Below are 22137 nucleotides of genomic sequence, written 5' to 3' on the forward strand. Positions count from 1 at the left end.
TGGTGTTGCCGGGCTCACAGAACCGGAGGCCGCTCTGACTGACTGATCAGTCAGTTACTTTGTTAGCCTTGCCTTCGGGGGATCACGTTGGCATCCCCGACGGACGAGCGAGGTGCCGCCTTATGTCGTTGAGCGATCTGACCGTTCCGCGCCGGCGAGGTCGCCGGCGGGAGGACTCCCGGCTCGCCGATCACGTCGACCGGCTGGGCGAGGAGCACCCGCCGATTCCGCTCGGCAGCGTCGACTACTCGATGAAGAAGCCGGGCCTGCTGGCCGAGCGGTTCGGGTCCGTGCTGGCCTACATGACCCGGGTCGAGCTCGAGGTCGAGCGCAACGTGCTCGAGCTGAACATCCTGCTGCCCGATCCGCCCGAGGTCGACCAGCACTTCTACGCCGACGTCTGGATGCCGCAGGAGACCCGCCACGGGCAGATCCTCGACAAGCTGCAGGATCTGCTCGGCGTCAACCCGCACGTCCCGAACCTGACCGACGTCTCGTTCAGCCTGAAGTTCCTCGGCGCGCTCGGCCGGGTGCCGGGTGTGCAGGACATCAGCCGGATGCTCTACTACCTGACCGGACTGGCCACCGAGCGGTCCGCGGTCCTTGCCTACAACAAGCTGCACGCCGGGCTCGTCGAGCTCGGCGAGCGCGCCGTCGCGGCCACCGTGATCGCGCCGATCCGCCGCCAGGAGCCGGGGCACTTCGCGTACTACCAGCTGGCCGCGCAGCAGCTGTGGGATCAGCTGTCGGGCTGGCAGAAATGGCTGACGCGCGGGCTGCGGAGGCGTACGTTCGAAGTAGTCGGTGCCTACAACAAGCGACAGGTGGCCGATTTCGGAGACGTGATGGACGCGCTGAGGATGACTGACGGCGGCGAGGCGGAGCTGCGGGAGTACGCGCGGCAGGTCGGGCGCGCCGAGCACGAGCTGATGTGGGCACACCGCCGCGGGCTGCGGGTGCCGGACTACGTCTTCAAGTCCCTGAAGCGGGCCGCCGTGCTCGCTGCCGAGCGGAAAGGCGAGGTCTGGCCCGCGGCCCAACCAGCAGGCTCATGACCACGCACGCGCACGCGCGCCACACCACCCGCCACCCGGGCCGCCACCCGGGGCGGCCGTCGAAGCGGCAGCTGATCATCGAGACCGCCGAGCGGCTGTTCGCCGAGCACGGGTACGACGCGACCTCGACGGCGCGGATCGCCACCGAGGCCGGCGTACCGTCGGGGCTGGTGTTCTACCACTTCGCGACCAAGCTCGACCTGCTGCTCGCGGTGGTCCAGGAGCGCCCGGCGCCGAGCGAGGTGCTGCGGTCCGCGGCGCGCGGCCGGACCGTACGGCGGCGGTTGCGTGCGATGGTCGCCGCGATGGCCGAGGAGCTGGAGAACGACCGCGCCGCGCGGATCATCGTCTTCCGCGAGGCGCAGGGGCGGCCGGAGATCGCGTCCCGGGCGGCCGAGCTGTTCGCCGAGGCGACCGAGACCGTCGCCGGCGTGCTGGCCGGCGCCGACGACGTGGTGGCCGATCCGGAGCGGGTGCAGGCGGCCGCGGAGCTCGTCGTCTCCCGGGTCTTCCTCGACACGGTCGCGCTCGGGCAGGCCGACACGGCCGTCAAGCGGCACGCGGCGATGATCGACCTGATCGCGGAGTCGCTGACCGCAGGCGTGCGCGCCCGGGACTGAGCGCGCACGCCGGCCGGGTCCGGCCCGTCTGGCCGGTCAGGCCCAGGGATCGAACGGGATCCCCGACGGCCTGGACGCGTTCAGCAGGTTGCGGAACCGGTCGTCCTTGTCGGTGATCTTGATCGTCGCCGAGCCGAAGTCGGCGTTCATCAGCGTGTCCCGCAGCGACGTACTGGGGTAGCCGTTCCAGTCGACGAGCGGCGGGTACCGCCAGTCGTGGTAGTGGTTCTCCGGCGGTTCGTCGTTGCTGTTGGCAAGCCGGAAGAAGTGCGTGCCGGCACCGTCCTTGTGGTAGACGACCTTCGGGTGCGAGCCGTCGAACCTGACCTGCGAGCGGGTGTAGGTGACCTGGCTCGAGTGCTGTGTCGTGGTCACGTACTCGACCTGGTTGGTGGACTGGTTCACCCACGAGATGACGTGCTCCCAGTCGTGCCGGTGTCCGCCGAGGCTGCTGCCCGGCACCGCCTGGTCCTTCTCGAAGTAGCTGGCGTACACGATCGCGCACCAGCCGTTGTCGCACTTCGAGCGGGCGTAGGTCTGCGAGTTGTCGAGGTCGGACTGGTCACGGCAGTTGCCGTTCACGGCGCCGGTCGGGTTGAGGCCGGGATTGAGCGCGCCGTCGGCGCCGATCGCGGGGACGGCGTAGCAGCCGTCGATGTCGTAGTCGTAGGCCGGTGAGAACGACTGCTCGTAGCCGCCGGCGTTCTGCGGCAGGTGCGGCGGCGGGGCGGCGTAGGCCAGCGCGGCCGAGGTCACCGTCAGCGCGACGGTGCCGAGGACGACGCCGAGCGTCCTGCGCACGCCGCGGCGGGGTGGGGCGGAATCCTGCATCGACTGCTCCTTCGACATTTAATTCAGGGCGGAAAGGAACGAGACGAGGGTGGCAGGAACCGGCCACTTCCGCCTATACCTCAGATGGATGGAGCGAGAACGGACATCTGCCGCGGTGGGGCGTGTGGGCCGCCGGACGCCGGGTACCGGCGGGGCATGCGCCTGACGGAAACCGCCGACGTCTGGTGGAAGAACGCGGTCATCTACTGCCTCGATGTCGAGACCTTCTTCGACACCGACGGCGACGGGCGGGGTGACCTGCGTGGTGTGTGCCAACGGATAGACCACCTGGCCGAACTCGGGGTCACCTGCCTGTGGCTGATGCCGTTCTACCCGACGCCGGATCGCGACGACGGCTACGACATCAGCGACTTCTACGGCGTCGACCCGCGGCTCGGAACCCACGGCGATCTCGTCGAGCTGATCACGCTGGCGCAGGACCGCGGCATCCGGGTGATCGCCGATCTGGTCGTCAACCACACCTCGGACCAGCACCCGTGGTTCCGCAGCGCGCGGGCCTCGCGCGAGTCGCCGTACCGCGGCTGGTACGTCTGGCGCGACGAGCCGCCGCCGGACGCGGACAAGGGCATCGTGTTCCCCGGCCAGGAGACCAGCCTCTGGCAGTACGACGAGGAGGCTGGACAGTACTACCTGCACCGGTTCCGGAAGTTCCAGCCGGATCTCGACATCGCGAATCGCGAGGTGCGCGAGGAGATCGAGCGGGTGGTCGGCTTCTGGTCGGAGCTGGGGCTGTCCGGGTTCCGGGTGGACGCGGTGCCGTTCCTGCTCGACACAGCCGGTGCCGAGGACGCGGCCGGGTTACCGGATCCGCACGACTTCCTCCGGGACCTGTGCGCGTTCCTGCATCGCCGGCGCGGGCAGTCGATGCTGCTCGGCGAGGTCAACCTGCCGTATCCCGACGTACGGCGGTTCTTCGGCGACGAGGACGGCGACGAGTTGACGATGTGTTTCGACTTCATCGGGATGCAGCGGCTCTACCTCTCGCTGGCCCGCAACGATCCGGCCGAGCTGGTGAAGGCGCTGCGGGAGCGGCCCGATCCGCCGGAGGAAGCGCAGTGGGGGACGTTCGTCCGCAACCACGACGAGCTGACCCTGGACAAGCTGTCCGACGCCGAGCGGCAGGAAGTGTTCGACGCGTTCGGCCCGGACGAGAACATGCAGCTCTACGGCCGCGGGCTGCGGCGCCGCCTGCCGCCGATGCTGGACAACGACCAGGACCGGCTCCGGATGGTCTACAGCCTGTTGTTCTCGCTACCCGGCACGCCGGTGCTGTTCTACGGCGAGGAGATCGGCATGGGGGAGAACCTCGCCGCCGAGGACCGGCACGCGGTCCGGACGCCGATGCAGTGGACGGCCGACGCCAACGGCGGGTTCTCGACCGCCGACCCGTCGCAGTTGCCGGCGCCGATGGTCGAGGGCGAGCTGGGCCCGGACAAGGTGAACGTGGCGGCCCAGCGGCGCGATCCCGACTCGCTGTTCAACTGGATGAAACTCCTGATCCAGCGGTACCGCGAGTCTCCCGAGCTGTCCTGGGGCACCTGCACGATCCTCGACAGCGGCGTGCGGTCGGTGTTCGCGCACCGCTCGGACCACGAAGACGGCACGATCGTTGCCGTGCACAACTTCGCGCCGGAGGCCGCCCGGGTCGACCTGGCCGTCGCGGGCAACGGTCTGGGGCTGCGGGCGGTCGACCTGCTCGCCACCGGTACGCAGAGCATCGGTGACGACGGCGTGTTGTCGCTCGATATCGCCCCGTACGGCTGCCGCTGGCTGCGGATCGTGCGCCCGGGGGATCGCTATCTCGTGTGATTCGCGGGGGGACGGCGCGGGTACCGGCTGCTCGTACGCAAGGAAGGGGAGACGACGATGAGCAACAAGGACAAGCTCGAGAATGCGGCCGAGGCCGCCAAGGGCAAGGCGAAGGAAGCGACCGGCGACGCCACCGACAACCGCGACCTGCAGGCCGAAGGGCAGGCCGAGAAGTCGAAGGCGAATCTGAAGCAGGCCGGCGAGAAGGTCAAGGACGCCTTCAAGGACTGACGGTCAGCTCTGCTCCCGGTTGCCGAGGGCGATGAAGGCGACAATCGCCAGGGCGGTCAGGCAGGCCGGAATGAAGAACACGTGCGGCAGGCCGATCACGGCCACGCCGACGCCGCCGATGGTCCCGCCGATCGCGGAGCCGAGGGGGATCGCGCTCAGGAAGATTCCGGACGCGGTCCCCACGCCTTCGGGATACAGCCGTTGGGCGATCGAGACGCCGAGCGCGCCGACACACGCCCACAACCCAGCGGTCAGCGCTTGGCCGACGAACAGGCCGACGACCGAGGTACTGAGGGCGTACGCGAGGTTCCCGGCCAGTCCGAGGACGGCGCCCACCGTCATGGCCCGGATCGCGCCGTACCGGTCGGCGAGCCGTGCTACGACGGGCAGCAGCAGGAGTTCGAGCAGTGGCTGGATGCCGATGACCGCGCCGCGCACCGAGTCCGACACGTGCAACTGCTCGGCCATGTAGATCGGCAGGTACCCGAACTTGATGGTGTCGCCGGTCATCGCCAGCACACAGACCGCGGTGAAGGCCAGCAGCGGCATCATGCGGTCGATCCGCCGGCGCTCGGACGGTCCGTCCGCGCCGGGGTCGTCGTACCGCTCGACGCGTTGCCGGCCGAGCGGGATCAGCTGCGCGAAGACGCAGACAGCTGTTGCCATCAGCAACGTACGCAGGCCGAAGACACCGCCGAACCAGCTGCCGAACACCGGTCCCAGGATCCATCCGGTGGTGAACGCCATCCGGACGGTCGCGACGACCCCGTTCTCTGCCCGGGTCGGGTGCCGGCTCAACTCGTCGCGGCAGGCCGCGAACAGCTGCGCCATCGATCCACCGGCCACGCTCAACGCGAGTGCACTGATCACGAACGGCATCCAGACCGCCGTCGCCGACGCCATCGCGGCCCAGCCGAGCGCGCCGACCACCGAGCAGATCCGGAACCACAGCAGCCGGTCCTGAGCACGGTCCGACCATCGCCCGACCAGGAACCCGGCGACCGGAGCGGCGAGGTTCGTCACGTAGTACAGACCGGCGACAGGCAGCGGCGTGTGCAGTTCCCGCACCAGGAAGAGCGTCAGTTGCGGGGTCGCGGCCGAGAGACCGACACCGGCGATCAGCAGGGACAGGAACGCCGAGCGATAGAAGCGTGATCGGAGGACTATCCCCAGCGCGGACTCCGACCGGTCGAGCATCACTCCAAGCCTCGGACAGCGAGGCACACCGTGCCGGCGAGGTCAGTCACCCGACAAGTTCATCATGCCCCGATAAAGTCTGGACATGGACCTGCGCGCCCTGCCCGCCGCCGCCTCGTGGACGCACCGCGGCGCCCGGGTCGGTTTCGAGGTGCTGTTCGCGGAGCCAGGCCGGTTGCGCGGCCGGACATCGGCCCGCGAGGACGACTCGACCTGGTACGTCGGGTACGAGATCACCATCGGCGCCGACTGGGCGACGGAGTCCGTGCACGCGGTGAACTCGACCGTGACCGGTGACCACCAGGTCGGGCTGACCCGCTCGGCGGAGGACCGCTGGAGCGTCGACGGTGTCGCCCGGCCGGATCTCGACGGCTGCCGGGACGTGGACTTCGAGTCGTCGGCGGTTACGAACACGCTGCCCGTCCACCGGCTCGCGTTCGTCCCCGGCGCGACCTTCGACGTACCGGCCGCGTTCGTCCGGGCCGACGACCTGAGCGTCCTGCGGCTCGAGCAGCGCTACACACTCGCCAGCTCGGCACCGGATCGGCACGTGTTCCATTACGAGTCCGCGACGTTCGGCTTCGAGTGCGAGTTGGTGTTCGACGCGTCCGGGTTGGTGGTGGACTACCCGGGCATCGCGACCCGGGACCGCTAACCCCAGACCGCTTCGCTGACGGCCACGCCCAGGAACACGCTGCCGAGGCCGGCGACGATGCTCGCGGTGACGTTGGCGACCGCGAGAAACCGCGCCCTGTCCTCGTAGAGGCGGATGGTCTCGTAGGAGAACGTCGAGTACGTCGTCAGCGCGCCGCAGAAGCCGGTGCCGACGAGCAGCTGGAGGTCACGGGGGAGGGCCGCTGCCGCGCCGGTCAGGAAACCCAGGACGAGGGATCCGAGGACGTTCACGCTGAACGTGCCCCACGGGAACAGCGAGTCGTGCCGGGCCTGGACAGCACGGTCGGCGACATACCGCAGCGGCGCCCCGACCAGGCCGCCGGCGATCACGAGCAGCAGCCGCGTCATCGGGTCCTCCAGGTGATCAGTGCCCGGGTCGCGGACACGGTCGTCCACACCGCGAGCAGCGCGCCGGCGATCGTCACCGCGAGGTAGAGCAGCGCGGTCGCGGCGTGGCCGTCCGTGACGAGTCGCTGGATGTCGACGGCGTACGTCGAGAACGTGGTGAACCCGCCGAGGACGCCGGTGCCGAGGAACGGGCGCAGCAGGCGTTGCCGGGTGAAGACGTCGGACACCAGCACCATCAGGATCCCGATCAGGCCGCAGCCGACCACGTTGATGATCAGCGTGCCGATCGGGAACCCGCCCGCCGGCGTCGGCCAGCCGAGCCCGATCAGGTACCGGGCCGACGCGCCGATCGCTCCGCCGGCCGCGATCGCGCCGAGGACCAACGGGTCGTGCGCGCGCCCGGCGCGGCCGTCGATCCGCAGGTCGACGTCAGGGTCGACCGGCCCCTTGGGCAAGGGGTTGACGGGGTGCTGCTCCACAGACAGTCCTCCTACCGGAATCGACCTCGCGGCACGGCGCCATGAGGTTCCTCGGGTAGGGACTGTTGGCCGCCGGATGGCGACAGTTGGATCCGGCGAGCCCCACCGCCGGTCGAACTCGGACCAGCATAGCTGCCGGCGCCACCGGCCGGCTCAGCGGTCCACGGGAACGCCGCCGTCCGGCCGGAGCCGGAGGGCGGCGTCCGGGTGGTAGGTCAGCCGCCGTTGAGGACGTCGTACTTCGGGGCGATCCGGAAGTACTGCGGGTCGGAGAAGGTCAGCGGGACCTTGCCCAGACTCTTGATCACGGTGCTCGTTCCGTTGGCATGACCAACGGCGTACAGGTAGCCGGACCTGGTGTCCCGGTCGATGCCGAGCAGCAGCGTGCCGGTCGCGCCGCAGTTGGTCGCGATCAGCTGCTCGAAGCCCTGCCAGGTGGAGCCGCGGACGACCCGGCTGGTCGGGCCGGACATGTACTTCGTCGGCCAGGTGACCGTGACCAGCGTGCCGGTGCGGGTGTTGGCCAGGAACGTCTCCGAGGTCGCGGTGCGGCCGATCAGCGCGATGCCCTTGACGGTGCTGAGTCCGCCGGCGCCGGCATTGACGCGCCAGGCGGAGCCGTCGGAGATCCAGCGGTGCGTTGTGCCGTCGGTGCGCTGGCCGTACAGCAGCGTGCGGGCCGGCTGAGCAGCGTTCGCCGGCTGCAGGATCGACTGCTCGATCCAGCGGTAGTTCGACCAGCCGCCACCGATCCGGAGGTTGTTGTGCGGGTAGTGCGGGTCGAGCTGGCTCTGCCCGTCGACGACGAACGAGCTGGAGTACAGCGCGCCGCCCATCACGGTGAGGCCGGACCGCGCCTCGCCGTTGGTGCCGACCGGCGTGCCGGTGAACGTGCTGATCTTCTGGACCTGGTTCGCACCGAACACCCCGGCGGTGCCGCGCACGCCCCCGATCGTGATCGGCGCGGTGGCGTTGACCATCCTGCTGGTGAACGCGCCGGTCGACGTCACCGAGCCGAGCCGCAGCGAACACGCCGCGGTGGTCGCCGTCGTGCCGGCGGCTGCGGACTGTCCGGCCGGACGGGCCTGCGCCTGCGGCATCATGGCCGCCCCCAGGCCCAGCGCGAGCACGCCGGCCGAGGCCAGACCTACGGTCATTCGAAACATCTGGATCGTCCCTCCCCTTCACGCGGAGGCACCCCAGCCTCCGTCGTACCGTCTTGGAGTCCGGCCGCGGGAGAAAAGTTCGCCGTCGATGTGACGTCCGCTACAGCGCTGCGCGGGTCCCGGTGACGCTGCGTACTGGTAGACACGGGAGTACGCACGCGGAGCGGACTGGGGAAGCGAATTCGATGGTGATGGCCTGGCGGTTCGGCGCCGTCGACGTCGACGCCGTCATGACCGTGATCCGTGACCCGGCAACGTTTGCGGAGTGGATGATCGCCGTCCCGCCGGAGCTCCGCGCCGCGGCGAACTGGCCGCAGGCGGGCAGTGTCATCCAGCGGGACGACGGCCGTCAGCCGCGCGCACGCCACGCCCACAACCGGCAGCTGGTCGTCGCGATCGTCGAGACCTGGCGGCCCGATCACGAGCTGGTCGTCCGGCTGCGCAGCGGTTTGGGCGGCTGGGTCCGCATCTCGGTGAACGTCCAGCCGCGCCCGGGTGGAGCGCTGATCGAGGTCCGCGCCGATCCGCTGACCGCCACCGCGCGGCTGCGCTTCACCGGCTCGGCCCGCGGCCGCGCCGAGGAACGCTGCGCCGAGGTCGCCGAACGCCTGATCGAGCTGGCCACCACGCCTGAAATGCCGTGAGACGGTCGCCGTACTGGCCGCCGGTCTTCTCGTCGACGAAGTCGCCGGCCTTGTCCAGGCCGTCGGACACCTTGTCGCTGTACTCGTTGCTGCTATCCCGGTCGTGAGTGTGTTCATCCTTCCTGCAGCACGCGCCGCAGCCGGTTCGTGGCGCGGAACTGCAGTTGTTTGACGGCGCCGTCGGTGCGGTCCATCGCGGCGGCGGTCTCGCTGATCGACAGGCCGGCGAAGAACCGCAGCAGCAGGCACTCGCGCTGGTCGTCGGGCAGGTGGGTCAGCGCGCCGCGCAGCGACGCCTCACTCACCGACGCCAGCGCGGCCTGCTCGGGCCCGATGGCGTCGTCGATCTGCGGGTCGACCTCGTCGGTGACGATCGCCAGCCGGCTCCAGCCGGACCGGTGATGATCGATCACCACGTTCCGGGCGATGGTCACCAGCCAGGCCGCGAAGTTCAGGTGCGCCCGCGGCCGCCGGGCGATCGCGCGGAACGCCCGCAGGAACGTCTCGCTGGTCAGATCCTCGGCCGCGCTGCGCGACGAGGTCTTGGAGTAGGTGTAGCGGTAGATCGACGGCAGGTACCGATCGTAGAGCCGCCCGAAGGCCGCTCCGTCGCCCGCTTGCGCGAGCCTGATCAGCTCTTCCTCGTCGTCGGCATCGTCGGATACTGCGGCGGTGTGTGTGGACATGTGTCGGCTACGCACCGCCCGGTGCGAAGTGGTTGATGGCCATGCGCTTCCTAAGCCCCGTTCTCAGTCAGCTACGCCGTGAACATCACGAAAAGGTTACCGAATGTCGCCCACCGTGTCACCACCTGTCCGCACAGTTGCCGAAGGCACGGGCGGCCGCCGGCTGCAGGGGCGCTGACCGGTCGGTTGCGGGCGGTGCAAGATGGGCGCATGGATCTGTCACTCGCCACGTCGTACGACGCCTCTCCGGAGGAGGTGTTCGCGATGATCACCGACATCACGTTCCAGGAGCAGGTGTTCCAGCGGCTCCGGGCGCAGTCGTACGACGTGGTGGTGGGCGACGACGGCGACGACCTGGCGGTGCAGTTCCACTGGCAGACGCAACTGTCCGACGTACCGGTGGTGGCCCGGAGGTTCGTCGGGAACAGCTTGCAGCTGGAGCAGTCGAAGATCTGGCACCGGCCCGACATCGACGGGGCGCGACAGGCCGACGTCGACGGAGCGGTGACCGGCGTGCCGGTGAAACTGACCGGCACGACGCGGATCGTGCCGGAAGGCCGCGGGACGACGCAGGCGTTCGACCTGCGGGTGACGGCGTCGGTCCCGGTCGTCGGTGCGCGCCTCGAGCAACTGGTCGCCGACGCGGTCCGGTCCCGGCTGGAGAAGAAGTTCGAGGTCGCCTGGTCCTGGCTGTCGGGCTCACTCTGAGGATGATGGCGAACCTGGAGCTCGGCTGATCACTCGCGCCACCCGGCCAGGTCCACCGACTTGCCGGTGTCGACCCGGAACGCGAACTTGACGACGGTTTCGGCGCCGGGCCCGAGGTCGAGTTTCCAGGTGACGACGCCGAGGTCGGTGGTCTCCGCCGGTTCGGGTTCGGCGGTCAGCGGTTTGACGGTGATCTCGTGGTCGCGGGCGACCGGGAACTGGTCGAGGACCGTGACCCGGGCGGCCCGCGGCGTGTGGTTCTCGATCTTCGTCTCGTAGTCGACCTGTCGCCGCCGCGTCGAGCCGAGCGTCGCCTTCGTCGCGCCGCGCCGGACCATCTTGCGCTCCACCCGGATGCGGTCGTCGAGGCCGAGGGCGAGTTCGACGTCCTCGCCGGGCGCCCACAGCGGCAGCGCGGCCGAGCCGACGAAGTCCGCGTCGTGGAAGACCGCGGCCTTCCCGGCCGGGAGCGTGTGGACGGACGAGTTCACCACGGTGGCCCGCAGATGGACGTCGGTGGATCGCACCGGGGCCGTGATGTAGTCCAGCTCGGCGTCGAGGTCGATCGCGGCGATGGTCGCGCGGTGGGTCGCGCCGTCCGCGGGTACGGCGACGGGACGCGGCGGGGTGTAGCTGGCCGCCGTCACGCCCTGCTCGACGATCGCTTGCTGCTCCACGAAGGCGGGTGCGGCCGACTGGAGGGTCTCGGCGAACGCGTCCGTCCGCGCCGCGCCGCGCATCATCGGGGCGGCGGCGACAGGCACCGGCGGGTGGAAGCGGTCGAGGTACCAGGGATCGAGCTCGGGGACCTTCGCCGTCACGGTCGGCCGGGCCGTCGACAGGGTGAGCTCGCACTCCGGCCAGTCCTCGCCGGTGGCCTGCGTGATCACGCCGTACCAGTTGAGCGTCAGCCGATCGCCCCGCAGCCGGACGTCGTACGAGCTGGACCAGCCGGCCGCGGGCACGACGTACGAGAGCTCGATCTCGACCTCCGCCTCGGACTCGGCCTCGAGCGTGACGGCCGCGGACCGCCGATCGGGTGTGCGTTTCTCCGAGAGCGCGGCGAGCCGCCGGCCGATCGCGGCGAGACGGTCGTCGACGTCCCGGCGCTGCGCAGTCAGCTCCCGGCGGGTCGCCCGTACGGCGGCCAGTCGGCTCGCGAGCGACTCGGTGAACCCGCCGAGCTCCGCGGTCGAGTCACCCGTCGCCAGCGTCCGCGCGAAACTTCCGCCGGCCCGCTTCGCCAGCTGCGCGAGGAACGTCTCGAGCTGGACCTGTACGTCGTCCGCGTCCGTCAGCGCGGCGACCTCGTCCTGTGCCGCACGCCGCTGCCGCTCGAGCTCGGCGACGGCCTCGTCCGGAGCTTGCGGATGGTGCTGAGTCGCCACGTCCACCCCGAGTACGGTCGCCGGCCCGCGCCCGGACACGCGCACCGAATCGTCCTGCAGCAACAGCGGTAGCGGCTCGACGTACACGGTCTGATCTCCGGCCGGCACCACCACCCGCCCACGCCGGGTGACCCGCGCCCGATCCGGATACACGGTCACCGCGACGATCGGCGCATCCACCACAAGTTCGCTCATGTGTTGACAGTAGCGGCGAGGAGTTCGAGTTGGCGGCGGTAATCGTCGAGGCCCGCGGCCGCGAGCCTGCAGACGAGGTGCGTGGCGCCGGCGTCGACGTACGCCCGGAGGTATTCGGTGACGTGGGACGGGGGTCCGGCGACGACGGCCTGGATCGTGCGGAGGTCTTCGAGGTCCATGCCGTAATTGGTGCGGGCGTAGCCGCGGAGGCGGTCCTCGCCTTCGGCCAGCGAGTCGGTGATCGCGACCGAGACGAACAGCGCAGACGTGACGTCGCGGCCGGACTGTTGCACGACCTTCAGGCCGGTGGCGTAGTCGTCGGCGCGCGGGGGATAGGGCAGCCAGCCGTCGTACAGCCGGCCGGTCCGTTCCAGTGCGGCCGGGGTCGATCCGCCTAGCCAGATCGGCGGTCCGCCGGCGGTGTGCGGCCTGATCGTCGGCGGTACGTCGTCCAGCTGGAGTACGTCGCCGTGGAATGTCACCGGCTCGTCAGCACTCCACAGCCGCCGCCAGAGCGCGACCGTCTCGTCCAGCCGCGCGAACCTGCGCTCCCACGGCACCTCCGACAACCTATGCAGCGGTACGCCGAAGCGCCCGGGGAATCCCGCACCGACTCCGACCACCAGCCGGCCGCCGGACAGCAGGTCGAGCGACGCCAGGCTGTGCGCCGCGTTCACCGGACGTCGGGTGACCGGCATCAAGGTCGCCGTACCGACCGTCACGCGCTCGGTCATCGCGGCAGCCGCGGTCAGCACCGTCAACGCCTCGATCCGCGGCGTCAGCACCGAGTCGTTGGCCCACACCGAGTCGTACCCCAGCCGCTCGGCCTCGACTGCCAGCCGGACCACCTGCCGTGGGTCGTCGCCTGCCGTCCACTGCGCTCTCACCGTCGGCAGCAGCACGCCGACCTTCGCATCCAAGTCCATACCGCCGATCGTCGCGAGTGCCGTCCGCCCGGGCAATTCCCGCCTGGGAATCGCCCGCTCGGAACGAGAGGCAGTTCGCCGTTTCGCCTTGCAGGCATGGGATTTCGTGGGTTCGGTGGATTTGGCGAATCGTCGTATGCGCGATAGAATCGAACGCATGTTCGAGAATGATCTGGGTGTGTTGCCGACCCGCGACCTGCTGGAGGCCGCGGCCGAATGCCGCGCGGTCGCCAGCAGGGCCGACGCGCGGGTGCTGGAGTGCGCCCAGATCTACGCCGACCGCTCCGACCCCGCAGGACGCGGGCTCCGGCCGGGCCGTCGCACCCGTGACGGCGGTGAGCGCGCGGTGGTGCTGGGTGGTGAGGGCTGCCCCGAGATCGCCGAGTTCGCGATTGCCGAGTTCGCCGTCGTGCTGGGCGTCTCTCCTGGTGTCGGCCGCCAGATCCTCGCCGACGGCCTCGCGCTGCGGCACCGCTTCCCCCGGATCTGGGCCCGCATCCAGGCCGGCGACGCAACGCCGTGGAAGGCGTGCCAGATCGTGCGGTCGTGCGCCAAGCTGGCCCACACCGCCGCCGCCTACGTCGACCGCCGGGTCGCGCCGTTCGTGGACACGATCTCGCCGTACCGGCTGGACAAGATCGTCGCCGCCGCGAAGAAACTCGCCGACGCCGAACTCGCCGATACCGAAGCCGCCGAAGCGGCCGACGAGCGCGGCGTGTTCGTCGGCCGCGGCGACGGCCACGGCAACAACACCATCTACATCAAGGCCGCTGCGGCGGCGGTCAAGCGCTGCGACGCGACCATCGCCGCGATCGCCGACGCCCTTCAAACCTTCGGCGACACCCGCCCCGTCCAGCACCGCCGCGCCGAAGCCGTCGGCATCATCGCCGACCCGGTCTTCACCCAAGAACTCCTCACCCAAGCCCGAGCTCAAGGCGCCGCGACACCGTACGACAACGCCCCACCTCAAGCCGCCCCACCTCAAGCCGCCCCACAGACCGAAGCCGACCCGACAACGGACGTTCGGGCCGGAGCCGACGTAGCGACCACGAGCGAGGGCACGATCAGGGCTGCCGACGAGCGCGTGCGTTCGGGAAGCGAGAAGTTTGTGACGGCCGACGGTGCCGGCTTCGCGTGGGTCGACGTCGCGGGTGCGGACGGCGAGGACGATCTGCTGGAGCTGTCTGATCCGCGAGAGCCGGTTGGACCGATGGAGGATCCGTGGTTGGAGGCGTCGGGGCCACGCGACCTCGATCTGCCGGTTGATCCGTACGACGGCCGCGCGCCCGACCCGAGGCCCCGGACCGCTGAGGCGCAACCGATGGATGCTGCCGCGCTCCGGGCGCTCGACGCACGACTCGCGCAAATCAAACAGGACGCCTACTCCGCAGACCCGACCGGGGTCGGCCGAATCAGGGGACACGTGCGTCCAGGACGGACCGAGGTGATCGTGCATCTCACCGACAAGACGCTGGCGAGTGGTGTCGGCGTCGTGCGGGCTGAGGGCATCGGGCCGCTGCTGGCCCGCCAGTTGGCCGAACTGGTCGGGCACGGTCCCTACACGGTGAAGCCAGTCATCGACCTGAACGACGCGGTCAGCGTCAACGCCTACGAGATCCCCACTCGGATTCGTGAGCGGGTGCGACTGATCCACCCGGTCGAACTCTTCCCGTACGGCACCCGCGAGTCCAGCGACACCATCGACCTCGATCACATCGAGCCCTACGACCTTCACGGGCCAACAGGCCAGACCAGTACCACCAACCTGGCGCCGCTCGGACGGTTCGGTCACCGGGTGAAGACGCACGCCCGCGGATGGTCCGTGCACCGCATCGACCACAAGACGCTCGAATGGACCACACCGCACGGCTTCACCTTCCATGTAGACCCCGACGGCACCCATCGAATCCCGCGTCCAGGCGGAACGTGAGGCGGCCAGCGCGGTTGGGCGTGAGTCGCGTTCAGCGGATTGGCGTATCGCGTGGTGGCCGCCGCGGTTCATGCGATGGCCGCGCCTCGAGCAGGCCAACCCGGATCGGGTGAACTCCCGCAACGGCTATCGCCACCGCGAGCTTGACACCCGGGTCGGCTCGCTGAACGTCGCCGTGTCCAAACTGCGCGAGAGCGCGAGAGCGCGAGCGCTCGTATTTCCCGGACCGGCTGCTCGAACGCCGCGCCCAGGCGGAAGCGGCTCTGACGTCAATGGTGGCGGCCAGCTACCTGTCCAGGGCCCGTCCACATTCCTGGCCGCGGACGCGCTGACGATGAAGGTCCACGAGGGCGGCGGCCAGGCGATCAAGATCGCGGTCATGGTCGCCACCGCTGGAGGTGATCACGTCCTCCCGCGCGTCCGGCAGCTCGCCGTGAACACCGACGGGTTCCGCGAGATCCTCGGCCATCGAGGTCACGGCCACCTCCGCCGCCGAGTCCGGGCCCTGCTTGTAACAGCTTCTTCAAGGCGCTGGTCGCCCGCGGTCTGAACGGCGTCACGTTGGTGACCTCCGACGCCCACGCCGGGCTTGGTCGTTGCGATCATCACCTGGACGTTGTGCTCCCAGGCGACCTTCGTCGGCTCGCCTAGCGTCCGCAGCTCGGCGAGCTGCGCGTCGTGCCGAGCGCGTCACGGCAGTGCTACCGGACCCACTACACGGCCAACCTCATATCAATGTCCCAAGCACGCCTGGGGCAGGGACAAGGCCATGCTGCACTCGGTGTTCGGCCGACGCCGCCGCCGTACACACCCAGGACGACTGGCCCTGGTGGGCGCGAAGCCGCCCGGGGCACAAGGATCAGCTTGTCTCTCGAGCAAGTCGAACACACCCTCGCCGAAGGTTCGGTCTGCGGGGCGCGACCCGCGAGACGACCGAGGACCTGGCACTACCGACGTCGTCGGCATCTTCCCCGACCGCGCCGCGGTCATCCGCCTCGCCGGAGCCGTTCTGGCCGAACAACACGACGAACGGGCAAGTGACGCCGCTGCCGCGGCCTCACTCCACAGGACTTGACCGTTCGCGCGGGGTGTCAGTTCCGACGCAGCACGACACCGACCTGCGAGACCTGGTGTCGCTGCACAAGATCAACCGGCCGCACCTGCACCTGTCCGACGACCAGGGCTGGCGGATCTAGGTGAACCGCCAGCGACCCGGGAGACCCTCGGGCGAGGCGCGCCTGCAGGGATCGGGCGATCATGCGGCCTTCGGGATGGCGTCGAGCTGCTCCAGGGCCTCGGTGAGTGGGGGGACCTCGTGGAGATGGAAGGTGCCGGTGGAGTAGTCGGTGACCTGGTGCCACTCGTTCTCGATCACGTAGTACACGTGCGGACTGACCGCGCCCGGGCTCATGGTGAAGAGCTCGGCGGTCCGGCTCACCATGGCAGCCAGTGCATTCAGCGCCGTGTGGTCTCGCAGCACATGAATCACGAGCTGGTCGCGCGCGGGCATGGCGACAAGACAACCGTGGGCAGGGTCTTCGACCCGCAGCGATTCGCGCAGCACCGTGTCGAACACGAGCGCTCTCGACGCGGTGAACATGCCTCCGCCGATAACGGTCAGCTCGGCCCCGGCCAGCTGCACGGTCTCGACCTCGTCCTGGATCCGGCGCAGGTTTGCGAGGCCGATCCGGGTGGCCTGATCTCGTGTCAGACCGAGTCTGTCGACGTCGAAATACATCGCGGCCGCGCGACCCACGTAGACAGCCGGCACCACGACGACACCCGGCACGAATTCAGGTGTGTCGCGGACCATGTCAGGATCGTGGAACGCTGCACACGCGAGCCTGAGATAGAGCTTGTTCTCCAGGTCGTCCGGCACCGTGACGACTTCGTCGGGTCTGGGCATCTGATCGAAGTGATCACTGACCTCGGCGTGCCACTGCTGTCGTGGCAGCTTCGCGACCTTGAGGGCGAGGTTGCCCAGACCTGCGGTCATTCCGCCGGCCGCGTCTGCAGACACATCCCCGGTTCCGACCGGCACCAGGGCCGCGACGCCGTCGTACCGCATCGCGAAGCCGCGCTTCGCCGCTGCTGCCTCTGCGAGGCGCACCAATCGCGCGGCCTGCCCGACGGTCAGCGGCCTGAGCTGCGGATGCGGGTGCTGGTCGGCTCCGAGCGTCTGCCGGCCACGCCGGCGGTGATTCCTGTGCTTGTTCATTCGAGCACCTCCTTGCCCCAAGAACGTACGGATTTCCGCCGGCCGCGGACGGAGGAACTTCGCGGCCTGTGGATAACTGCCCGAAGGGTTGCCGATTGTTAGCGTTAAAACCACCGACTCCGCTTCAGCTCTTGACGACGCCACTCGCGACTCAGTAGCTTGCAGACAATCTTTTTAACGTTAATATCCAGGAGCTCCGATGCAGCACACCAACCGAGGGCCGGCCCCGCACGGTCATGTCACGCTGGTGCAGGTCGCGCAGCGGGCGGGCGTCTCGGCGCAGTCGGTGTCGAACGCGCTGAACAACCCCGACCGGGTGGCGCCGGAAACCCGCAAGCGGATCCTGGCCGCGGTCGAGGAGCTCGGGTACGAGCCGAACCTGTCCGCCCGGGCGCTGCGCAACCGGAGCTCGTCGCTGATCGCCTTCAAGATGCGGCCGTCCCGGCCGGACAAGGCGTCGCTGCTGATGGACGACTTCCTGTACGTGCTGAACGCCGCCGCGGTCGAGGCGGGGTACCACCTGATCCTGTGCCACGCCGAGGACGGACCGGCCGGCGAGATCAAGGCGTACCGGGACCTGCTGAAGAAGACTTCCATCGACGCGTTCGTGCTGGCCGAGACGCATCACAACGACGACCGGGTCGCGGCGTTGCGTTCCTGGGGCGTGCCGTTCGCGTCGTTCGGCCGCTCCTGGGACGGCGATGACAGCCTGGCCTGGGTCGACGTCGACGGCCGTGCCGGGACCCGGGCGGCGACCGATCACGTGGCCGCCCAAGGACACCGGAGGATCGGCCACATCGGCTGGCTCGCGGAGTCCGAGCTCGGCCAGGACCGCCGCGAAGGATGGCTCGACGCCTGCCGCGACCGGGAGCTGGAGACCGACCTGCAAGCGGCGGTGGTCGATTCCCTCGAAGCTGGCCGGCAGGCCGCGCACCGGATGCTCGACGCCTCCCGCCCCGCGACCGCCCTGGTCTGTGCCTCCGACACGCTCGCGCTCGGCGTGATGCGCGCCCTGCACGAGCGCGGGCTGCGGCCGGGCGCCGACGTCGCGATCACCGGGTACGACGACTCGCCGACGGCCGCCCTGGTGAGCCCGGGACTGACCACCCTGCGCCAGCCGATCGACGAGGTCGGACGGCAACTGATCCAGGCCATCGACAACCTGATGGCCGGCGATCCCCGTGAGCCGCAGCACGTGCTGCTCGAGCCGGAGCTGGTGGTCCGCGGATCCAGCCTCCCCGGGCCCCGCACGTCCGCTGTGCCAACCTCCTGAAGGGACACAAGATGAGGCACGGAACCAGAATGCTCGCGGCGGTCGGCGCCGCGGCACTCGTGGTGACCGCAGTGATCTCCGCCCCGGCCGCTCCGGCGGCCACCCCGCCCGCCGACCCGTTCGTGGTCGGCGTCGAGAACCTCCCCAACGGCCGCGGCGTCGGCGCCATGGACCTGACGTCGTACGGCAACCTCGACTGGGTCCATGTGACAGGTTCAGGGATCGACCGGAAGGCCGGCGTACCGCAGGCGCTCACCGTCGACGACCTGAACCCGGCGGGCGGCCGGACGACGCTCGACGACAGCCCGATCTCGTTCGGGTGGTCGGACGGCGCCTCGCCGGCGACCGGCGTCACCACGGGTGGCGTTTTCAACTACGACACGACGACGGTGGGCGACACGACGGCCCACGACGCCGGGTACCGGCTCACGGTCCCGGCCGCAGACTCGCCACGACGCCTGGTGTTCGTGGGTGGGATCTGGCAGGCCCGTGGATCGGTGACCGTGACCGCTACCGACGGCAGCAGTGCGTACACCACGCAGATCAACGCGGGCGGCACCGCCGCGGCGAAGCGCTACACCGTGACGATCCGGCCGGGGCAGGGCGTTGTCGTGACCGGCCGCTTCGCGAGCAAACTCAATGCCGCCGGCAATCTGTCGTTGTCGGCCGCGGCGCTCTCGTCGCTTCGTACCGGGTTCTCGGCGACCGCTGCGCCGGTGTCGATGAACCTGACGGCCGAGGGGGTCAGCGACTGGATGCACCTCGACGGATCGACGGTGAACCGCCGGGCCGGTACGCCGGTGCTCGCGGTCGCGAATCGGCAGCCCGGGGGAGCGATCGGCTCGCAGAGCGACAACCCGGTGAGCTATGCGTGGACCGACGGTACGCCGACCCCGTCCGAGCCCGGCACGCGTCACGGCGGCATCTTCTTCGCCGACGGCGCGAACACGGGCGTGGATCTCATCGATCCGTACGGCTACGACCTCACCGTCCCGGCCGCAGCGGAACGGCGTACCCTGCACTTCGTCTCCGGCGTCTGGCGCGCCGCGGCGAAGATCTCGGTCTACCTCGACGGTGCGTCGACGCCGACCTACGTGAGCACCGACCTGGTCAGCACCGACCCGTCGGTCACCCGAGTGTTCGAGCTGAACCTCGAGGCGGGGCAGTCGGCCCGCGTCACTGCGCAGTTGACCCGCAAGACGCATGCCTCCGGCAACGTCACGCTCGCAGGTGTGACGCTGGCGTCGGCCGGTAGCTATCGAGCTCTGGTGCAGAACACGCTCGACCAGGCCGCGGCGGCCGACGTGTACGCGGCGAGCGAGTCCGCGCAACGGCAGCTGGACAACGAGATCGCGGCGGCGACCGCGACCCTCGCGGACGGCGGCGCGGAAGCGGACGACCTGCGGCTCGCGTACGACTTCCTCAAGGCGGCGTTCGACGAGGCGGTCTCGTCCGCGGCGAACGCGCAGTACACCTACGTGACCAACCCGGGGCTCACCTCCTCGTTCGGTTGGGAAGGCGACCTGAACGCGCCGATCGCCTTCATCGACGGCAGCTATCGGCTGCGCAGCCGCGGCGACGCGATGATCACCTTCGGGGTGCCGAACATCCCGGGCAAGATCAAATGGTCCAACGCCGAGGGATACCTGCCTGCGTTCGTCAGCGAGTACGCCAAGGACGGTCTCGGGATCAAGGTCGAGAACTTCGCCGACCTCGCCGTTGTCAACGGCAACCGCTTCGAGATCGCGTACTCGCGGACGACCGTCACCAACACCACGTCGGCGCCGGCTCGCCTGCCGCGGGTGTCGAGCCTGCTGACGCCGTTGAACGATGCCGCTGAAACGGTCGGCGCCGGGCAGACAGTCGTCCGCGACTACGCCGTGGCAGCAGATCGGTTCGGCGGCACGTACGACTGGCCGACGACTGAGCAGGTGCAGACCCTTGGCGGCTTCGACGAGCACTACCGTCACATGCGGCAGTACTGGAACAACCGGCTGTCGGCGATCGCGGACATCACGGACCTGCCCGACCGGCGGCTGATCAACGCCTACAAGGCCGGCTACATCTACACGCTGATCATCCGCGACGACATCAACGGCGCCAAGGAGCTGCACGTCGGCGAGAACGGGTACGACGAGATGTTCGACCACGACACGATCGGCATCGTGTCGACGCTGCTGACGGTCGGCGACTTCACCTACGCGCGGGACTACCTGTCGACGCTGCCGGCGCAGCTGCAGTACGACGACGCGAAGTGGAAGTACAGCTGGCCGTACGCGCTCTACCTGCAGCGCACCGGCGACAAGGACTTCATCCGCAGCCGGTTCGAGACGATCAAGAAGAACACGCACACGATCGAGACCGACCGGATCGACGGCGGCACGGGCATCATCAAGCAGACCGACGCGATCGACTCCCACGGGTACTGGACGATCGACAACTGGTCGGCGCTGACTGGGCTCACGACGTACCGCTATCTCGCCACGGCACTCGGCGAGACCGCGGAGGCCGCGTGGGCGAAAGCCGAGTACGACGACCTGCTGAAGGTGGCGACCGCGCGCATCGAGCAGACCATGAAGCAGTACGACCTGGACTATCTCCCGATCTCGATGGTCGAGCCGAACGAGACCGGGCCGCGCAAGGACCCGCGGGACGCGAACTGGGCCTCGATGTTCCTGTTCGGGCGCTGGGCGTGGGACGGGTACCTGTTCGGCGCCGACCAGCACGGGACGATGTTCGACAAGATCGACGACACGTACACGCACGGGTTCGAGCGCCGCAAGGACGTCTCGGACACCATCTACAACTTCGGCGGGTACCCGCACGGGTACTTCTCGAGCGCGTACAACGCCGGGTACGGGAGCGCGGCGCTGCGGGGTGAGCAGTACCGCGACCTCGGGATCAAGTCGTACCAGTACATGATCGACAAGACGATGAGCGGGCCGTTCGGCTGGTGGGAAGGCGTCGACTACCCGAGCGCCGACTCGCCGTGGACCATCGACCACGCCCGGGGCGGCGGCGGTTCGAACCAGCACATGTGGGGTCAGTCCACCGCGACCAAGGTGCTGTTCGACTCGCTGATCGCGGAGAAGTCGGACGGGACCGTGATCATCGGCCGCGGTGTGCCGAACGAGTGGATCCGCAACCGGCAGCAGATCGCGCTGGACAGCTACCCGGTCACCGGAGGCCGCATCGGCTACCAGCTCACCACGTCAGGCAGGACGGTGACGCTCCGGCTCAGCGGTAACACCGCGAAGCCGACCGGTTACAGCATCGAACTCCCGGTGCTGCGCGACAACATCGCCCAGGTCTCGACCAAGGGCGCCGTCGTCGACCAGGTCACCGGCACCGTCCGCCTTCCCCGCGGCACCACCCAGGCGACCGTGGTGCTGCGCCGCGCCCCGTAGGTCGGCGAAACGGCCCCGGCTGGCGCATACTGGGGCCAAATGGAGACAACACGAGCGACGCGCCGCCTGGCCACAAGTCCCTTCAAGCAACCGGTGCCCGCACCGATCAAGACGTTCGAGATCGGTGGCCGGGTTTCCCACGACAAAGAGGGCATCGGCCGGATCACCGCGGTCGAGGGCGCCGAAGCGGTGGTGGTGGACCTCGGGAAGGGCCGTCTCCTCCGGGTCATGGCGCCCTTCCACAAGCTTCACACGCTCTGACCGGGTCCCGAGGCGATCATCCGCTCGGCCGGACGACCTCCACCAGAGGCCGTCCGGCCGGGGCGCGGA

General features: G+C 69.4%; 21 protein-coding genes and 3 pseudogenes. 14 read left to right on the forward strand and 10 right to left on the reverse strand.

Translation table 11 applies throughout. From position 1 onward, the window contains the following. Window positions 1-122 precede the first annotated feature (122 nt). Together ABZX12_RS11450 and ABZX12_RS11455 are read left to right on the forward strand one after the other, a co-directional pair. A complete protein-coding gene (locus tag ABZX12_RS11450; protein ID WP_355692151.1) occupies window positions 123-1055 on the forward strand; it encodes a GTP-binding protein LepA in 933 nt (310 codons plus the stop codon). Then, on the forward strand, window positions 1052-1675 hold the full coding sequence (locus tag ABZX12_RS11455) for a helix-turn-helix domain-containing protein (RefSeq protein WP_355692153.1): 624 nt from the start codon (window positions 1052-1054) through the stop codon (window positions 1673-1675). Before ABZX12_RS11450 ends, ABZX12_RS11455 begins: the two co-directional genes overlap by 4 nt. Before the next feature lie 36 nt (window positions 1676-1711). On the opposite strand, the gene ABZX12_RS11460 is transcribed toward ABZX12_RS11455, so the two are convergent. Then, window positions 1712-2506, reverse strand: a complete 795-nt coding sequence (locus ABZX12_RS11460) for an NPP1 family protein (protein ID WP_355692154.1) — start codon at window positions 2504-2506, stop codon at window positions 1712-1714. Window positions 2507-2662: 156 nt separating this feature from the next. On the opposite strand from ABZX12_RS11460, the gene ABZX12_RS11465 reads away from it, so the two are divergent. Further along, window positions 2663-4336, forward strand: a complete 1674-nt coding sequence (locus tag ABZX12_RS11465) for an alpha-amylase family protein (protein ID WP_355692156.1) — start codon at window positions 2663-2665, stop codon at window positions 4334-4336. A 57-nt stretch (window positions 4337-4393) separates the two neighbouring features. Next, the gene (locus ABZX12_RS11470) at window positions 4394-4567 is read left to right on the forward strand and encodes a CsbD family protein (RefSeq protein WP_355692158.1); all 174 of its coding nucleotides are present in this window, start codon (window positions 4394-4396) and stop codon (window positions 4565-4567) included. Window positions 4568-4570: 3 nt separating this feature from the next. Here the strand turns inward: ABZX12_RS11470 and ABZX12_RS11475 are convergent, their stop codons facing one another. Further along, window positions 4571-5764 carry an MFS transporter gene (locus tag ABZX12_RS11475; protein WP_355692160.1) on the reverse strand — a complete coding sequence of 398 codons (1194 nt, stop codon included), beginning with the start codon at window positions 5762-5764 and terminating at the stop codon, window positions 4571-4573. 85 nt (window positions 5765-5849) lie between these two features. Between ABZX12_RS11475 and ABZX12_RS11480 the strand changes: the two genes are divergently transcribed. Continuing rightward, window positions 5850-6419 (forward strand): putative glycolipid-binding domain-containing protein, encoded by a 570-nt coding sequence (locus ABZX12_RS11480; protein WP_355692162.1) that lies wholly within the window; start codon window positions 5850-5852, stop codon window positions 6417-6419. On the opposite strand, the gene crcB (ABZX12_RS11485) is transcribed toward ABZX12_RS11480, so the two are convergent. From crcB (ABZX12_RS11485) to ABZX12_RS11495, 3 genes are all read right to left on the reverse strand, one after another. After that, complete coding sequence (crcB, locus tag ABZX12_RS11485) at window positions 6416-6787, reverse strand: fluoride efflux transporter CrcB (protein WP_355692164.1); 372 nt, start codon at window positions 6785-6787, stop codon at window positions 6416-6418. The two genes, ABZX12_RS11480 and crcB (ABZX12_RS11485), sit on opposite strands and share 4 nt — an antisense overlap. Further along, window positions 6784-7266, reverse strand: a complete 483-nt coding sequence (crcB, locus tag ABZX12_RS11490) for a fluoride efflux transporter CrcB (protein ID WP_355692166.1) — start codon at window positions 7264-7266, stop codon at window positions 6784-6786. Before crcB (ABZX12_RS11490) ends, crcB (ABZX12_RS11485) begins: the two co-directional genes overlap by 4 nt. A gap of 215 nt (window positions 7267-7481) precedes the next feature. After that, on the reverse strand, window positions 7482-8423 hold the full coding sequence (locus ABZX12_RS11495) for a hypothetical protein (RefSeq protein WP_355692168.1): 942 nt from the start codon (window positions 8421-8423) through the stop codon (window positions 7482-7484). A gap of 194 nt (window positions 8424-8617) precedes the next feature. Here ABZX12_RS11495 and ABZX12_RS11500 point away from each other — a divergent pair, with 194 nt between their 5' ends. After that, window positions 8618-9076, forward strand: a complete 459-nt coding sequence (locus tag ABZX12_RS11500) for a hypothetical protein (RefSeq protein ID WP_355692169.1) — start codon at window positions 8618-8620, stop codon at window positions 9074-9076. Window positions 9077-9089: 13 nt separating this feature from the next. On the opposite strand, the pseudogene ABZX12_RS11505 reads toward ABZX12_RS11500, so the two are convergent. Continuing rightward, window positions 9090-9146, reverse strand: a pseudogene (locus ABZX12_RS11505) (Rv0909 family putative TA system antitoxin); the annotation flags it as partial. 43 nt (window positions 9147-9189) lie between these two features. Beyond that, the gene (locus ABZX12_RS11510; protein ID WP_355692171.1) at window positions 9190-9762 is read right to left on the reverse strand and encodes a sigma-70 family RNA polymerase sigma factor; all 573 of its coding nucleotides are present in this window, start codon (window positions 9760-9762) and stop codon (window positions 9190-9192) included. A 210-nt stretch (window positions 9763-9972) separates the two neighbouring features. Between ABZX12_RS11510 and ABZX12_RS11515 the strand changes: the two genes are divergently transcribed. Beyond that, the gene (locus ABZX12_RS11515) at window positions 9973-10470 is read left to right on the forward strand and encodes a DUF2505 domain-containing protein (RefSeq protein WP_355692173.1); all 498 of its coding nucleotides are present in this window, start codon (window positions 9973-9975) and stop codon (window positions 10468-10470) included. A 29-nt stretch (window positions 10471-10499) separates the two neighbouring features. Here the strand turns inward: ABZX12_RS11515 and ABZX12_RS11520 are convergent, their stop codons facing one another. After that, window positions 10500-12053, reverse strand: a complete 1554-nt coding sequence (locus ABZX12_RS11520) for a mucoidy inhibitor MuiA family protein (protein ID WP_355692174.1) — start codon at window positions 12051-12053, stop codon at window positions 10500-10502. Then, window positions 12050-12979, reverse strand: a complete 930-nt coding sequence (locus tag ABZX12_RS11525) for an LLM class flavin-dependent oxidoreductase (RefSeq protein WP_355692176.1) — start codon at window positions 12977-12979, stop codon at window positions 12050-12052. The genes ABZX12_RS11520 and ABZX12_RS11525 overlap by 4 nt, the downstream gene beginning before the upstream one ends. A gap of 115 nt (window positions 12980-13094) precedes the next feature. Here ABZX12_RS11525 and ABZX12_RS11530 point away from each other — a divergent pair, with 115 nt between their 5' ends. The 4 genes and pseudogenes from ABZX12_RS11530 (at window position 13095) to ABZX12_RS11545 (ending at window position 16105) form a co-directional block, all read left to right on the forward strand. Continuing rightward, on the forward strand, window positions 13095-14909 hold the full coding sequence (locus ABZX12_RS11530) for a hypothetical protein (RefSeq protein WP_355692178.1): 1815 nt from the start codon (window positions 13095-13097) through the stop codon (window positions 14907-14909). A 118-nt stretch (window positions 14910-15027) separates the two neighbouring features. Beyond that, a pseudogene (locus tag ABZX12_RS11535) lies at window positions 15028-15500 on the forward strand (transposase); the annotation flags it as partial. Window positions 15501-15858: 358 nt separating this feature from the next. After that, window positions 15859-15939, forward strand: a pseudogene (locus ABZX12_RS11540) (transposase); the annotation flags it as partial. Window positions 15940-15997: 58 nt separating this feature from the next. Further along, window positions 15998-16105, forward strand: a complete 108-nt coding sequence (locus tag ABZX12_RS11545; RefSeq protein ID WP_355692180.1) for a family 20 glycosylhydrolase — start codon at window positions 15998-16000, stop codon at window positions 16103-16105. A gap of 59 nt (window positions 16106-16164) precedes the next feature. Here the strand turns inward: ABZX12_RS11545 and ABZX12_RS11550 are convergent, their stop codons facing one another. After that, entirely contained in the window at window positions 16165-17271 is a 1107-nt protein-coding gene (locus ABZX12_RS11550) for a hypothetical protein (protein ID WP_355692181.1), read from the reverse strand. A 55-nt stretch (window positions 17272-17326) separates the two neighbouring features. Here ABZX12_RS11550 and ABZX12_RS11555 point away from each other — a divergent pair, with 55 nt between their 5' ends. Genes ABZX12_RS11555 through ABZX12_RS11565 form a run of 3 tightly spaced genes read left to right on the forward strand, consistent with a single transcriptional unit; the run spans window position 17327 to window position 22068 of the window. After that, on the forward strand, window positions 17327-18400 hold the full coding sequence (locus ABZX12_RS11555) for a LacI family DNA-binding transcriptional regulator (protein WP_355692183.1): 1074 nt from the start codon (window positions 17327-17329) through the stop codon (window positions 18398-18400). An 11-nt stretch (window positions 18401-18411) separates the two neighbouring features. Beyond that, window positions 18412-21807, forward strand: coding sequence for a sugar-binding protein (locus tag ABZX12_RS11560; protein WP_355692185.1), 3396 nt, complete (start codon window positions 18412-18414; stop codon window positions 21805-21807). A gap of 39 nt (window positions 21808-21846) precedes the next feature. Further along, window positions 21847-22068: a hypothetical protein gene (locus ABZX12_RS11565; protein ID WP_355692187.1), complete on the forward strand. Its 222-nt coding sequence runs from the start codon at window positions 21847-21849 to the stop codon at window positions 22066-22068. The last annotated feature ends 69 nt before the right edge of the window (window positions 22069-22137 follow it).

Source organism: Kribbella sp. NPDC003505 (assembly GCF_040610875.1).
Taxonomy (GTDB): domain Bacteria; phylum Actinomycetota; class Actinomycetes; order Propionibacteriales; family Kribbellaceae; genus Kribbella.

Bases quoted from the DNA above. Each gene is read 5' to 3' on its own strand.
- ABZX12_RS11520 (WP_355692174.1), bottom strand. From the start codon at position 12,053: ATGAGCGAACTTGTGGTGGATGCGCCGATCGTCGCGGTGACCGTGTAT.
- ABZX12_RS11460 (WP_355692154.1), bottom strand. From the start codon at position 2,506: ATGCAGGATTCCGCCCCACCCCGCCGCGGCGTGCGCAGGACGCTCGGC.
- ABZX12_RS11555 (WP_355692183.1), top strand. From the start codon at position 17,327: ATGCAGCACACCAACCGAGGGCCGGCCCCGCACGGTCATGTCACGCTG.
- ABZX12_RS11510 (WP_355692171.1), bottom strand. From the start codon at position 9,762: ATGTCCACACACACCGCCGCAGTATCCGACGATGCCGACGACGAGGAA.
- ABZX12_RS11455 (WP_355692153.1), top strand. From the start codon at position 1,052: ATGACCACGCACGCGCACGCGCGCCACACCACCCGCCACCCGGGCCGC.
- ABZX12_RS11480 (WP_355692162.1), top strand. From the start codon at position 5,850: ATGGACCTGCGCGCCCTGCCCGCCGCCGCCTCGTGGACGCACCGCGGC.
- crcB (WP_355692164.1), bottom strand. From the start codon at position 6,787: ATGACGCGGCTGCTGCTCGTGATCGCCGGCGGCCTGGTCGGGGCGCCG.
- ABZX12_RS11500 (WP_355692169.1), top strand. From the start codon at position 8,618: ATGGTGATGGCCTGGCGGTTCGGCGCCGTCGACGTCGACGCCGTCATG.
- ABZX12_RS11470 (WP_355692158.1), top strand. From the start codon at position 4,394: ATGAGCAACAAGGACAAGCTCGAGAATGCGGCCGAGGCCGCCAAGGGC.
- ABZX12_RS11565 (WP_355692187.1), top strand. From the start codon at position 21,847: ATGGAGACAACACGAGCGACGCGCCGCCTGGCCACAAGTCCCTTCAAG.
- ABZX12_RS11450 (WP_355692151.1), top strand. From the start codon at position 123: ATGTCGTTGAGCGATCTGACCGTTCCGCGCCGGCGAGGTCGCCGGCGG.
- ABZX12_RS11515 (WP_355692173.1), top strand. From the start codon at position 9,973: ATGGATCTGTCACTCGCCACGTCGTACGACGCCTCTCCGGAGGAGGTG.
- ABZX12_RS11495 (WP_355692168.1), bottom strand. From the start codon at position 8,423: ATGACCGTAGGTCTGGCCTCGGCCGGCGTGCTCGCGCTGGGCCTGGGG.
- ABZX12_RS11560 (WP_355692185.1), top strand. From the start codon at position 18,412: ATGAGGCACGGAACCAGAATGCTCGCGGCGGTCGGCGCCGCGGCACTC.
- ABZX12_RS11465 (WP_355692156.1), top strand. From the start codon at position 2,663: ATGCGCCTGACGGAAACCGCCGACGTCTGGTGGAAGAACGCGGTCATC.
- ABZX12_RS11475 (WP_355692160.1), bottom strand. From the start codon at position 5,764: ATGCTCGACCGGTCGGAGTCCGCGCTGGGGATAGTCCTCCGATCACGC.
- ABZX12_RS11525 (WP_355692176.1), bottom strand. From the start codon at position 12,979: ATGGACTTGGATGCGAAGGTCGGCGTGCTGCTGCCGACGGTGAGAGCG.